General features: G+C 71.3%; 10 protein-coding genes. All 10 read left to right on the top strand.

The window, feature by feature from the left end:
* Positions 1-135: 135 nt before the first annotated feature.
* The 10 genes from F5972_RS34125 (at position 136) to F5972_RS34085 (ending at position 13,437) form a co-directional block, all read left to right on the top strand.
* Positions 136-924: an ABC transporter ATP-binding protein gene (locus F5972_RS34125; protein WP_138462961.1), complete on the top strand. Its 789-nt coding sequence runs from the start codon at positions 136-138 to the stop codon at positions 922-924.
* 65 nt (positions 925-989) lie between these two features.
* Positions 990-3,461 (top strand): FtsX-like permease family protein, encoded by a 2,472-nt coding sequence (locus F5972_RS34120; protein WP_150939816.1) that lies wholly within the window; start codon positions 990-992, stop codon positions 3,459-3,461.
* Between the two features lie 265 nt (positions 3,462-3,726).
* Entirely contained in the window at positions 3,727-4,518 is a 792-nt protein-coding gene (locus tag F5972_RS34115; RefSeq protein ID WP_150939814.1) for a thioesterase II family protein, read from the top strand.
* Between the two features lie 187 nt (positions 4,519-4,705).
* Positions 4,706-6,199, top strand: a complete 1,494-nt coding sequence (locus F5972_RS34110) for an ABC transporter substrate-binding protein (RefSeq protein WP_225312146.1) — start codon at positions 4,706-4,708, stop codon at positions 6,197-6,199.
* A gap of 3 nt (positions 6,200-6,202) precedes the next feature.
* Positions 6,203-7,168, top strand: coding sequence for an ABC transporter permease (locus F5972_RS34105; protein WP_150939810.1), 966 nt, complete (start codon positions 6,203-6,205; stop codon positions 7,166-7,168).
* The gene (locus F5972_RS34100; RefSeq protein ID WP_150939808.1) at positions 7,165-7,974 is read left to right on the top strand and encodes an ABC transporter permease; all 810 of its coding nucleotides are present in this window, start codon (positions 7,165-7,167) and stop codon (positions 7,972-7,974) included. The genes F5972_RS34105 and F5972_RS34100 overlap by 4 nt, the downstream gene beginning before the upstream one ends.
* Positions 7,971-8,768 carry an ABC transporter ATP-binding protein gene (locus F5972_RS34095; RefSeq protein WP_150939806.1) on the top strand — a complete coding sequence of 266 codons (798 nt, stop codon included), beginning with the start codon at positions 7,971-7,973 and terminating at the stop codon, positions 8,766-8,768. Before F5972_RS34100 ends, F5972_RS34095 begins: the two co-directional genes overlap by 4 nt.
* Entirely contained in the window at positions 8,765-9,565 is an 801-nt protein-coding gene (locus tag F5972_RS34090) for an ABC transporter ATP-binding protein (RefSeq protein ID WP_150939804.1), read from the top strand. The genes F5972_RS34095 and F5972_RS34090 overlap by 4 nt, the downstream gene beginning before the upstream one ends.
* 86 nt (positions 9,566-9,651) lie before the next feature.
* Entirely contained in the window at positions 9,652-9,819 is a 168-nt protein-coding gene (locus F5972_RS37635; RefSeq protein WP_191910453.1) for a hypothetical protein, read from the top strand.
* A gap of 552 nt (positions 9,820-10,371) precedes the next feature.
* Positions 10,372-13,437, top strand: a complete 3,066-nt coding sequence (locus F5972_RS34085) for an AfsR/SARP family transcriptional regulator (protein ID WP_150939802.1) — start codon at positions 10,372-10,374, stop codon at positions 13,435-13,437.
* Positions 13,438-13,544 lie beyond the last annotated feature (107 nt).

The raw sequence follows: 13,544 nt of genomic DNA, 5'->3' as shown, positions 1-13,544 counted from the left end.
TCCGGCTTTCACCGGCACCGCCGGAGAGCCGGACCCCTCTTCCCCTCTCGGCGTCTTCGATCCCGGCGTTCCATCTCGGCCCGCGGTGACGTCCAGTGCATCCCCACACGACACACGAGCATGTGAGGAGTTCACATGAGCAGTCGGCAATCCCCGACGCCGCATGCGGTGTCGCTGTCCGGAATTCGCAAGGTCTACGGCACGGGCGACAACAGCGTGGTCGCGCTCGAATCCGTCACGGTGAACTTCGAACGGCGCACGCTCACCGCGGTGATGGGCCCGTCGGGTTCCGGCAAGACGACCCTGCTGCACTGCGCGGCGGGGCTCGACGAGCCGACCGAGGGATCGGTGAAGCTCGACGGCCAGGAGATCACCGGCCTCAGCGAGACCGCGCTGACCCTGCTGCGGCGGGACAAGGTCGGATTCATCTTCCAGGCGTTCAACCTGATGCCCGCGCTGACCGCGGAGCAGAACGTGGTCCTGCCGCTGCGGCTGGCCGGACGCAAGATCGACAAGGCGAAGGCGAGGGACGTCCTGACCCAGGTGGGCCTGGGCGACCGGGCCGGCCACCGGCCGAGCGAGCTGTCCGGCGGGCAGCAGCAGCGGGTTGCCATCGCCAGGGCGCTCGTGGCCAGCCCCGCCGTGATCTTCGCCGACGAGCCTACGGGTTCGCTGGATTCCAAGACCGCCCGCGAGATCCTCGAACTGCTGCGTGAGTCGGTGCGCCTGTACGACCAGACCGTGGTGATGGTCACCCACGACCCCGTCGCCGCGTCCTACGCCGACCGCGTGGTGTTCCTCGTCGACGGGTCGGTGGTCACCGAGATGGCCAACCCCACGGCCGAGTCGGTCGCCGAGCAGCTCACCCGGCTGGGCGAGTGGGCGAAGCAGCGCTCGGTCGCGCGCGCGGAGGGCGGTCGCTGATGTTCCAGCTTGCCCGGAGAACCCTCCGCTACCGGTGGGGGGGATATGTCGCGACCTTCATCGGTATGTTCTTCTGCAGCATGATGCTGGTCGCCGCGGGCGGGATGATGGAGACCGGCCTGCGGCAGACCGTCCTGCCCCAGCGCCTCGCGGGGGCCGACGTGGTGGTCGCGGGAGACCCGCGCTACATACTCGCCGACAACCCCGTCGGCGCGCTCAACGAACGCGTGCAGGTCGACCGTGACCTGGTCACCAAGCTCGCCGCGGTTCCCGGCGTCAAGGCGGCCATCCCCGACGTCGCCTTCGACACCTTCGTGCTCCGCGACGGCAGGCCCGTCGACACGGAGGCCCACGGGCGCGACTGGGGATCGGCGGTGCTCAGCCCCTACTCGATCGGCTCGGGCGCCGCTCCGCAGCGTGCGGGGGAGGTCGCGCTCGACACCGACACCGCGCGCCGGATCGGGGCGTCCGCCGGAGACACGATCAAGATCGGCGCGCACGGCGCCGTCGGCGAGTTCACCGTCACGGGCATCGTCGCCCCGGCGCACCCGACGACCGAGCGCTCCATCTTCTTCACCGCCCCGGACGTCCAGCGGCTCGCGCGGGACCCCGCGCGGGTCGACACGATCTCCCTCGTCGCCCAGCCCGGCACCGACGCCGCCGCGCTCAGCGCGAAGGCCACGGCGGCCGTGGGCGGCCCCGGCATCTCGGTCCTCACCGGGGACGACCGCGGCAACGCCGAGTTCCCCTCCTCCCTCGAAGTCCACGACCTGATCCTGATCGCCGGCATCTTCGTCGCGCTGTCGCTGGTCGCCGGGCTGCTCGCGGTCGCCTCCACGCTCTCGCTGGTCGCCAGCAACCGGGAGCGGGAGATCGCGGTGCTGCGCGCGATCGGCGCCACGCCCTGGCAGACCCGCAGGATGATCCTCGCCGAGGCGCTGGTGGTGTCGCTGCTGGCGACCACGCTCTCCGTACTGCCGGGATGGTTCGTCGGCGAGTTCCTGTACCGGATGGTGGTCAGGATCGGCGTGGCCCCCGAAGAGCTGTCCTACGAGCGCGGATGGGTCCTTCCGGTCATCGCCTACGTGCTGGCCGTGGCGACCTCGCTCGGCGCCGGTCTGATCGCCGGGAAGCGGGCCCTGCGCGCCCGGCCCACCGCCGCCATGGCCGGCACCGACGCGGCGGTCAAGCGGACGGGCTGGGTCCGGCGGATCATCGGCCTGGTGCTCTTCGCCTACAGCGGCGGGCTGATCTTCGTCGCGCTGAACCTGGTCACCGGGCCCTTCATCGCGGGCCCGGCCAACTGGGCGGCCATCCTGTTCGCGCTCGGCGTGATGCTCCTCGGCCGGGACATCACCCGGGTCCTGGTCGCGGTGCTCACCCCGCCGCTGCGGCGGCTGTCGTCGGTCTCCGGCTACCTCGCCGCGCTGAACGCCAAGGCGCGGGTGCCGCAACTGGCCGCGGTCATCACCCCGATCATGCTCATGACCTCGGTCGCCACCGCCACCACGTACGTCATCACGACGGAGGCGGCGTCGATCAACATCTACACCGAGAGCCTGGCCGGCAACGTCATCATCAAGGCGCCGCCGGGCGGGTTCGGCCCGGAGGCCCTGTCCAAGGTCCGCGAGGTGGCCGGGGTCGCGGCGGCGTCGGAGTTCACCGCGAGCGCCGGGTTCGTCGACGACCCGCCGGACCCGCGGGCCGGCGCGGACCTCGGCGGCTGGCAGTTCAAGGGCTTCACCGCCGACGCCGCCGAGAAGGTGGGCGCGGCCACGATGACCTCGGGCTCGCTCACGCAGCTGAAGGGCGACACCGTCGTCATCAACGACGTCTACTCCAAGGAGCTGAAGAGGGGCGTCGGCGACACGATCACGCTGCGCCTCGGCGACAACTCCAGGGTGAACGTCAAGATCGTGGGGCTGATGTCGGAGAAGGTGAGCTTCGAGTCGATCATCCTGCCGATCGACCTGCTGTCCAAGCACACCACCGCCGGTCTGCCGCTCTACATCCTCGCCGCGCCCCAGCCCGGGACGTCGGTCGCGCAGCTGTCCGCCGCGCTGAGCGGTGTCGTCGCCGCCTTCCCCGGGGCGCAGATCGTCGACAGGTACACCCTGCGCGGGTCGTTCGAGCACCATCTCGGGGCGGAGGAGCTGGTGAACTACCTCTTCCTCGCGCTGCTGATGGGCTTCATCGCGATCTCCGTGATCAACACGCTGTTCCTGGCCACCGGCCACCGCAGGCGCGAGTTCGGCCTGCAGCGGCTCATCGGCGCCACCCGCAGGCAGGTGCTGCGGATGACGGCGGTGGAGGGCGCTCTCACGGCACTGATCGGCATCGGCCTCGGCGCCCTCATCGCGCCGCTCGCGTTCGTGACGTTCGCCCTCGGGCGGACGGGCAAACTCGTGCCGGCCGGGTCGCCGCTGATCTTCCTGCTGATCGCCGGGGCCGCGGCGGTCCTGACCCTGGGAGGCACGCTGGTCGCGGTGCTGCGGACACTGCGCAACCGGCCACTCGAGGCCGCCCTGCCCACCTGACCGCCGGACGAAAGTCATTCGCGCATAATCCTGAATTCAGACAGGCCGAATTCAATGGGTACGGCATCGCGGTCGCCCCGCGACGCCGTACCCATGCTGTTTTCCGGATAAGGGGACGCACGCCGGTGTTTAGGGGCGAATCTCCGGTGGCGCCGCCGCTCCCGCACGGTTTCAATGAATGACGCGGCATACCCTCCGCCCGTCCTCCCGGCGCGGCGGGGGAGACGCCGCACCGGCGTGGGACGACGAAGGGGAGCTGAGTGAGATGTCCGAACTGAACGGAAGCGACGGCTGGGTCCGGAGGTTCCACCCGGCGCCGCGCGCCGCCGCCCGGTTGATCTGCTTCCCGCACGCGGGCGGGGCCTCGACGTACTTCTTCCCGGTGTCCAGGACGCTCTCGCCGGGCATCGAGGTGCTGGCCATCCAGTATCCCGGCCGGCAGGACCGGCGCACCGAGCCGCTGATCGACGACCTGCACGTGCTGGCCGACGTGCTGGCCCCCCTGGTGAAGCCCTGGTGCGACGGCCCGCCCGTCTACCTGTACGGCCACAGCATGGGCGCGACGCTGGCCTTCGAGGTCGGCGTACGGCTGACGCAGGCGGGAGCGGCCCCCCGCGGCCTCGTGGTGTCGGGGCGCCGGGCGCCTTCGACCCTCCGCGACGAGCGGGTGCACCTGCTGAGCGACGACGACTTCATCGCCGACCTCGACAAGCTCTCGGGCACCGACCCGCGGCTCTTCGAGGACCCGCAGGTGGTGGAGATGATCCTCCCGGCGCTGCGCAGCGACTACCGGGCCGCCGAGACCTATCGCTACCGGCCCGGCCCCCGGCTCGACTGCCCGGTGACGGCGCTGATCGGGGACGAGGACGCCCAGGTCACGGTCGAGGAGGCGCGCGTCTGGGCCGAGCACACCACCGGCCGGTTCGACCTCGGGGTCTACCGGGGCGGGCACTTCTTCATCAACGACCACGCCGCCGACGTCATGCGGGTGATCCGTGAGGTCGTCGCCGGCCGTACGCCTGTCCTGCCCGGCCAGGCCACCGCGCTGCGGGGGTGACCGGGCGCCTGCCGAATTGCGGAAGAACGCAAACGCGGAGCCCGCCGGGTAGTGCGGCGGGCTTGTACCACTTGACACTTTCCTCCACTCGCGCGTCTCTACTCCACGGGGATTTTCGCAGGCCGGTCTATGGTCAGACGGGGCGACAAGGCGCAAGAATGACCCGGGCTATGCAATGGGGGGAAAGTTGAAATTTCAGATAAGGCGCCTTACCGCCGCGCTGTCCGTCGTCATCCTGTCGGCCACGGCCTGCGTTTCATCTCCCAGTAGTAGCGCGTCCGCTTCCTGTGCCCTGTCCGTCGGGTCCCTGTACGAACCGCAGAACCTGGACAACGCCGGAGGCGGGGGGCAGGGCGCGGCGGAGGCGCTGGGCGGCAACGTCTACGAGGCCCTCTTCCGCCTCACCGAGGCGGGCGCCGTCGAGAAGTCGCTGGTCTCCGACTACACGGTCAGCCCTGACGGCCTCACCTACACCTTCGTGCTGCGCCGGGGCGTCCGCTTCCACTCCGGCACGCCGATGACCTCCGACGACGTACGGCACAGCCTGCGGCGCATCCTCGCGGGGACGTCCACGTCCTCGCGCAAGAACGTCCTCGACATGATCAAGAGTGTCGACGCGCCGGACGACCACACCGTCGTGGTCCGGCTCTCCAGCAGGTCGATCTCGCTCATCTACAACCTCAGCCAGGTGTGGATCGTCAACCACACGCTGGCCGATCCGAAGACCGCGGAGGACGGCACCGGTCCCTACCGCCTCGCGTCCTGGAAGCGCGGCGCCACGCTGACCATGGAGCGGTTCGGCGGCTACTGGGGGGCGGCGCCCAAGTGCGGGCAGGTGACGTTCCGCTACTACACCGAGGCGGCGGCGCTCAACAACGCGCTGCTGTCCGGCGCGGTCGACGTCGTCACCAGCGTGCAGAGCCCGGACGCGCTGGCGCCGTTCTCCGACACCTCGGCGTTCCGGATCACCGAGGGCACGTCCACCACCAAGCTGCTGCTCGCCTTCAACTGCCGGCGCGCGCCCTTCGACAAGCCGCTGGTCCGCAGGGCGGTCAGCGCCGCGATCGACGACGCGAAACTGCTGCGGTCCATCTGGGGCGAGCGCGGCACGGTGATCGGCTCGATGGTGCCGCCCTCCGACCCCTGGTACGAGGACCTGAGCGGGGAGAACGCCTACGACGTCGAGGCGGCGAAGAGGATGCTCGCCGAGGCGGGCTACCCCGACGGCTTCGCGATGACGCTCGACACTCCGCAGTACGACCCTCATCCGACCATCGCCGAGTTCGTGAAGTCGGAACTGGCCAAGGTCGGCATCACGGTGACGATCGACGTCATCAGCGCCGACGAGTGGTACTCCCGGGTCTTCCAGCGCCACGACTTCGCCGCGACCCTCCAGGAACACGTCAACGACCGCGACATCCGCTACTACGGCGACCCCGGCTTCTACTGGGGGTACGACAACCCCGAGGTCTCCGACCTGATCCGGAGGTCGGAGTCCGCGAAGACCACGCGGGAGCAGACCGAACTGCTCCGGCGGGCCAACCACGAGATCGTCGAGGACGCCGCCAGCGACTGGCTCTACCTCAACCCGCAGATCGTCGTCGCCTCCGCCCACGTGACCGGTTACACGGCCAACGCGGTCCAGGCGCAGTTCCCCGTCTACGGGATCGACAAGCGCTGACCGATGGCCGCCTATCTCGTCCGCAGGGCGATCCTGCTGGCACTGTCCCTCACCGTCTCCAGCGTGGCGCTGTTCGTGCTGCTCCGGGTGCTTCCCGGCGACCCGGCCAACGCGCTGCTCGACATGGGCGCCACCGCGCGGCAGGCCGCCGCCGCCCGGCACGAGCTCGGCACCGACCTGCCGCTGTCCCAGCAGTTCGGCGGGTGGCTGCGCGACCTGGCGCGGCTGGACCTCGGCCGGTCGCTGGTCAGCTCCCAGCCCGTGACGTCCGAGATCGCCGGGCGGCTGGGCGTCACCGTACCCCTCACGGTGCTGGCGTTCCTGCTGGCCGCGCTGATCGCGGTGCCCACGGGATTCGTCATCGCGCTGCGCAGGGGCACCTGGTACGGCACACTGCTGGCGGGGGTGAGTCAGCTGGGCCTCGCCGTGCCGGTCTTCTGGGTGGGCATGCTGCTCGTCACCGTGTTCGCGCTGCGGCTGCGGTGGCTCCCGGCGGGCGGCTTCCCGGCCGAGGACTGGGCCGCCCCGGCCGCCGCGCTCACCTCGCTCCTGCTGCCCGTGGTCACCATCGCGCTGGTGATGGCGGCCTCGCTGACCCGCTACGTCCACTCCGCCGCGCTGGACGTACTCGACAGCGACCACCTGCGGACCGCCAGGGCGCTCGGCGCCCCGCTCCGCGCCGCGCTCTGGCGGCACGGGTTGCGGGGCGTCGCCGCGCCCGTGGTGCCGATCCTCGCCATCGAACTGGCCTCCACGTTCCTGGGGGCGGTCGTCGTGGAGAACGTCTTCGCGCTGCCGGGGCTCGGCGGCATGCTGGTGCGGGCGTTCGCCCAGCACGACTACCCCGTCATCCAGGGCGTGCTGACGCTGAGCACGGCCACCGTGCTCACGATCGGCTTCGTGGCCGACACGGCCCAGCGCCTCATCGACCCGCGGCTGCGCCGTACCGCGGCGGGAACGTCCGCGTGAGGTCGCGAGCCCTGGTCGCGGGCTGCGTCCTGCTGGGCGGGGTGGTCGCGATCGCGCTGGTCTCGGCGCTGTGGACGCCGTACGACCCGGGCGACACGTCCGGGGGCAGGCTGGAGCCGCCGGGCCCGGAGCACTGGCTGGGCACCGACCGGCTGGGGCGGGACCTGCTCACCCAGCTCATGATCGGCGCCCGGGTGGCGCTGTCGATCGGGGCGGGGGCGGTGGCCCTCGGCGGAGCGCTCGGCCTGCTGGCCGGGCTCGCGGCCGGTTTCGCCGTACGGTGGCTCGACGACGTCATGGCGGTGGCGCTGGACGTCCTGATCGCCTTCCCGACGCTGCTGCTGGCGATGCTCGTGATCGCGGCCAGGCGGGGATCGCTGCTGTCCGCCGTGACCGCCATCGGGCTCGCCATGACCGCCGTGGTGGCGAGACCGGCCAGGCAGCAGGTGAAGCGGGTGCTGGCGCAGGACTACGTGACGGCGGCCCGCACCTCCGGCACGTCCTGGCCGGGGATCGTCACCGGGCACGTGCTGCCCAACATCTGGCCCGCGCTCGCCGTGAACCTCGCCCTCCAGCTGGGCCGGGCCGTCCTGGCGGAGGCCGGCCTGTCCTACCTGGGGCTCGGCCCGCCGCCGCCGAACGCCTCCTGGGGACACATGCTGAGGGAGGCCCAGACCACGGTGCTGGTCGCCCCCGGCGACGTCGTCGCGCCGGGACTGCTGCTCGTCCTCCTGGTGATCGGCGCCAACCTGGTGGCCGACGGCGTCCGCGAGGTCGCCGACCCGCTGCTGCGGGGGCGCTGGTGAGACTGCTCGAAGCCGAGAACCTCACGGTGCGCACGGCGGACGGCCGCGAACTGCTGCACGACCTGTCCTTCCGCCTGGCCCGGGGGGACCGGCTCGGGCTGATCGGGGGGTCCGGCGCGGGCAAGTCCCTGACCGTGCTGGCGGTCGTCGGCCTGCTGCCGGCCGGCATGGCCGCCTCGGGCCGGGTCCTCCTGGACGGCGAGCCGATCCTCGGCGCGCCCGAGCGGGTGCTGAACACGGTCAGGGGCAGGGGGATCGCCGTCGTCTTCCAGGACCCGCTCGCCGCCCTGGACCCCCTGATGCGGGTCGGCGCGCAGGTCGCCGAGCCGCTGCGCCGCCACCGGGGCCTGCGCGGGGCCGCCGCGCGGCGCGCGGCCCTGGAGGCGCTGGCGGAGGTGCGGCTGAGCGACCCGGACCGCATCGCCCGGTCCTATCCCCACGAGATCTCCGGCGGCCAACGCCAGCGGGTGGCGATGGCCATGGCGCTGGCCTGCGAACCGGCGTTCCTGATCGCCGACGAGCCCACGGCCGCGCTGGACGGCACGGTCCAGGCGGAGATGCTCGCGCTGCTGGACCGGCTGGTGACGGCTCGCGGCATGGGGCTGCTTTTCGTCGGCCACGATCTGGCCGTGGTGGCGCGGATCAGCCACCGGATCCTGGTGCTGGAGGGGGGCAGGGCGGTGGAGGAGGGCGAGGTCGGAGACGTGCTGCGGGCGCCGTCGCACCCGCACACCCGGGACCTCGTGTCGGCCGCGCGGCGGCTGAACGGAGCACTGGAACGGATGCTGCCGTGACGTCGTCACCGCCGTCGCCTCCCATCCTCGGCGTACGCGACCTGGGCTTCGCCTACCGGCGTGGTCCCGCCGTGCTCAGCGAGGTCTCCTTCGAGGTCACCGCGGGCCGCGGGCTGGCTCTGGTGGGGGAGTCGGGAGCGGGCAAGACCACGCTGGTCCGCCTCATGCTGGGGCTGTTGCGGCCCCGCACCGGGCAGGTGCTCCTCGACGGCCTGCCGTTGCGCGGACGGATGCGGGCGCTGCGGCACGCGGTGCAGCCCGTCTTCCAGGACCCGTACTCCTCGCTGGACCCACGCCGGCGGGTGGAGCGGATCGTCGGCGAGCCCCTGCGCTCGCTCGGCGTCGCCCGCGGCGCGACGGCGACGGCCATGGTCGAGGAGGCGCTGCGCACGGTGGGACTGCCCCCGGACGCCGCCCGCCGCTATCCCCACGAGTTCTCCGGGGGGCAGCGGCAGCGGATAGCGATAGCGCGGGCGATAGCGGCCTCCCCCCGGGTGCTGCTGGCCGACGAGCCCGTCAGCGCACTGGACACCGCCACCCGGCTCCGGCTCCTCGATCTGCTCGCCGACCTGCGGGAAAGCAGGCGGCTGACCGTGGTGCTGGTCTCCCACGACCTGGCCGTCGTGGCCGCGCTGTGCGAGGAGACCGTGGTCCTCGACCGGGGGCGGGTGGTCGAGCGCGGGACCACCGCCGAGGTGCTCGGATCGCCGCGTCATCCCTGCACACGGCGCCTCGTGGCCGCGGTGCCACGGCTCCCCGGAGCCGCGAACCGGCCGCAAACCCGCTCTGACCTGTAAAAAGCCGATCCAATAACGGAAGGATGGCGGCCTTTCCTACCTTAAAGGCGTCGGACAGAGTTCCCAGCCTTTGTGAGAGGTAAGAGATGAAGAACACCCTGCTGTCGCGTCTCGGCCGGATCGCCGGAGCCATGGTCGTCGCCTTCGCGTTCGTCGCCTTCCCGCTCAGCGGAGGCGCCGCCGCCGGTGCCGTCGTTGACGCCAAGCCGGTCTACGAGGTGCCCGCCACCAAGCTCTGCTGCGGGTTTCCGTGATCCGGGCCCCCCGTTAAAAGGGAGTGAATTCTTGTTGCCGGCTGGAAATCGAATCGTGTGATTCTCGCTGTGTCCGGTCGCGCTCGCAGTGGAGCGGGATCGGTGGGGGTAGGGGGGCTTTCCCGATCCGGGGAAGGCCGAAGCTGACGCGGTGTGCCGCTCTGGACGGATCGTCAGCCAAAAAGCACGCGCACTCTGAGAGATCAGCCCATGACGGGTGGTGCCCGGTCGAAGCAGCCGAGGGGGGCGGCCTCGCCGGGTATCACGACGACAGGCGCTCGGCGTGTGGCAAGGGGGGACACGAACGGCATGGTCTCGTGCCGCACGCCGAGGGCGCGGCGGCCTTCGGGCCGTCATATGTCTTATACATTTGTCTACAGGTTTTCATTCGGAAAGAGACTTTACGGGACACCCAGCATCACAGTGACTGAAAGTCGTTGAGAACGGCTCAGCCGTCGAGGTTCGGACGTAGCACACACGATTGGGATGGATTAATCTCTCGGTCAGGTCCTCTGGCATGGGGGAGCTACGCCAGCTCAACAGGAGATGTGGGTGGACTTCCGGATCCTGGGCCCACTTGAGGTCGTTCTCACTGACCGAAGGCTGGAACTGGGGGGAGCCAGACAGCAGACGGTCCTCGCCGCGCTGCTCCTGGAGGCGGGCCGGACGGTCACGGTCTCCCGCCTCACGGAAACCATCTACGACGACGCCCCTCCGCCGACCGCCAAAGCCCAGATCCAGATCTGCGTCTCGGCCCTGCGGCGCCTGTTCGGCAACTGCGGCAGGCCCGACATCATCGTGACGCAGTCCAACGGCTACGCGGTGCGCATCGCCGACGAGGGGTTCGACCTCGGCCGGTTCGAACACCTCCTGCGCCAGGCCAAGCAGGCCCGGGCGGAGAACCGCGCCGAGGAGGCGGTGGCCCATTACCGAGACGCGCTCGCCCTGTGGCGGGGCCCCGCCCTGGAGGGCATCGAGAGCCGGGTCGTCCAGGCGGCGGCGATGCGCCTGGACGAGGACCGCGTCGCGGCCAACGAGGAATGCGTCGACCTGGAGTTCGACCTCGGCCACCACCACGAGCTGGTCGGCGAGCTGACCGCGCTGGTGGCGCAGTATCCGCTCCGCGAACGGCTGCGCGGGCAGCTCATGCTGGCCCTCTACCGCTCCGGCCGGCAGGCCGAGGCCCTGCAGGCCTACAACCAGGCCAGGCGCGTGATGATCGAGGAGCTGGGGATCGAGCCGCACGAGCGGCTCCAGCGGCTCCAGCACGCGATCCTCACCTCGGACCCCGCGCTGAACCTGCCCGCGACCGCCGTACGGGTGAGCACACCTCCGCCGCCGTCTCCACCGGTCGCCGTGCCCCGGCTGCTGCCGACCGACATCGCCGACTTCAGCGGCCGGTCCAAGCTGGTGGACGAGATCCTGGAACGGCTGGTGGGCTCCGGCGGCGGTCCCGGCAGATACGCCGTGCCCATCGTCGCGCTGTCCGGCAAGCCCGGCATCGGCAAGAGCACCATGGCGGTGCACGTGGCGCACCGGGTCGTCGAGCACTATCCGGACGGCCAGCTCTACGCCAACCTCCACGGCGGCTCCTCCCGGTCGGTCGCCGCCATCAGGGTGCTGGAACGCTTCCTGCGGGCGCTCGGCGTGACCGGCTCCTCCGTCCCGGAGGGCCTGGAGGAGCGGGCCGAGCTCTACCGCATGCTGCTCGCCGACAAGAAGGTGCTGATCGTCCTGGACGACGTCGGCACCGAGGGCCAGGTCCTGCCGCTGCTGCCCGGAAGCCCCAACGCGGCGGTCGTCCTCAGCAGCAGGAGCCGCCTGGCCGGACTGTCGGGCGCCGTCCACGTCGAGGTCGACGTCTTCGACTCGGCCCAGTCGCTCGACCTGCTCTCGCGCATCGCCGGGGCCGAGCGCGTGCAGTCCGAGCCCGCCTTCTCGGTGGCCCTGGCCGAGCTCTGCGGCCACCTGCCGCTGGCCCTGCGCATCGCGGGAGCCCGGCTGGCCGCCCGCCCCCACTGGAGCATCGAGCAGCTCGTCGAGCGGCTGGCGGACGAGACCCGGCGGCTGGACGAGCTCAAGCACGGCGAGATGGCGATCAGGGCGAGCATCTCCCTGACGTACGAGAGCGTGAGCGGCGACGCCAGGCGGCTGTTCCGGCGGCTGGCCATCCTGGACTGCGACATCATCACCGCCTGGCTCGGCTCGGCCCTGCTCGACCGGCCCGTCGCGGAGGCGCAGGACCTGCTGGACGACCTCGCCGACGCCCAGCTGCTGGAGACGACCGGCACCGGCCGGGGCGTCAACGTCCACTACCGCTTCCACGACCTCATAAGGGTCTTCGCCCGCGAGCGCCTGGCCGCCGAGGAGCCCATCGCCGAGCGCAGCGCGGCCCTGGGCCGGATGCTCGGCGGCCTGCTGACCCTGGTCGACGCGGCCAGGCGGAAGGAACTGGAGGACCGCCTCCTGATCCCGCCCCCGGCGTGGTCGCTGCCCGAGGCCCTGGTCGACCGGCTGGTGGAGCACCCGCTGGCCTGGTTCGAGCGAGAACGGTCCATTCTGGTCTCGGGCATCAGGCAGGCGGCGCAGGCCGGTCTGACGGAGGTCTGCTGGGGGCTGGCGCTCGGCGCCGCCACCTTCTTCCTGTCGCGGTTCTACCTCGACGACTGGCGCGAGGCGCAGCAGCTCGCGATGGCCGCCGTGCAGCAGGCGGGGGACACGGCCGGGCAGGCCACCATGTTGTATGTCAACGGGGCACTGGCCTCCAACGAGCGCAGGTTCGACGACGCACGCCGTGACTACCTGGCGGCGATCCAGCTGTTCACCGAGCTGGACGACCAGCGCTCCCTCGCCACGGCGCTGGCCAACCTCGGCTATCTTCACCTGGTCACCGGACAGCTCGACGCCGCGGCCGAGCGGTGCCGGCAGGCGCTCGACCTCTCGCGGCGCCACGGCACGCCGAGCAACACGAGCAACGTGCTCTGCCACCTCGCGCAGATCCGGCTGTTGTTCTCCGACCCCGAGGGCGCCGAGGCCCTGCTGTCGGACGCGATGGAACTGGCGGGCGGCGTCAGCGGACGCCAGAAGGCCTACATCCAGGTCAGGCTGGGCTACACCTATCTGGAGCTGGGCCGGTCCGCGGAGGCGCTCAGGATCGTGGAGGCGGCGCTCGCCGTCTACCAGAAGATCGGCGACCCCATGGGCGAGTCGTACGCTCTGATCTGCACGGGCCTGGCCAAGCTGCGGCTCGGCGCCAGGGCCGAGGCGAGCGGCACGCTGCGGCACGCCCTGCTGCTGGCCACCACCACGGACGACCGGCTCAGCAGGGGCCGGGTGCTCGCGGCGCTGGCCGAGCTCGCCCTCGCCGAGGGCGACTCCGCCGGCGCGGTGACCGCCGCCGAGCAGGCGCTCGACCTGTTCGCCACGCTGGGCGTGCCGCTGGACGAGGTCAACGCGCTCAAGCTGCTCCGGGACGCGCACCGGGTGCGGGGCGACGACGCGTCGGCCGTGGAGGCCGTCGCCCGCATCCTGGCCATCGCGGCGAAGCTGGGCCCGGAGGTGGCCGAGCGGCTGCGGGTCGTGCTGGCGACGCCCACGCATCGGGCCGGGATGTCCTAACCCGGCCGCTGCCGGGACTGCCAACCTGTTGGAATCCCTACCGGTTGGGTCATAGGATCAGCCCGCAACGGTAATCTTTTCGTCCATCCCCATCAACATGTGAAACC

Source organism: Microbispora cellulosiformans (assembly GCF_008728085.1).
Taxonomy (GTDB): domain Bacteria; phylum Actinomycetota; class Actinomycetes; order Streptosporangiales; family Streptosporangiaceae; genus Microbispora; species Microbispora amethystogenes.
The sequence above is the reverse complement of the archived record's forward strand: the minus strand, read 5'-3'. Positions and strand labels throughout refer to the sequence as shown.

Bases quoted from the DNA above. Each gene is read 5' to 3' on its own strand.
- F5972_RS34125 (WP_138462961.1), top strand. From the start codon at position 136: ATGAGCAGTCGGCAATCCCCGACGCCGCATGCGGTGTCGCTGTCCGGA.
- F5972_RS34120 (WP_150939816.1), top strand. From the start codon at position 990: ATGTTCTTCTGCAGCATGATGCTGGTCGCCGCGGGCGGGATGATGGAG.
- F5972_RS34115 (WP_150939814.1), top strand. From the start codon at position 3,727: ATGTCCGAACTGAACGGAAGCGACGGCTGGGTCCGGAGGTTCCACCCG.
- F5972_RS34105 (WP_150939810.1), top strand. From the start codon at position 6,203: ATGGCCGCCTATCTCGTCCGCAGGGCGATCCTGCTGGCACTGTCCCTC.
- F5972_RS37635 (WP_191910453.1), top strand. From the start codon at position 9,652: ATGAAGAACACCCTGCTGTCGCGTCTCGGCCGGATCGCCGGAGCCATG.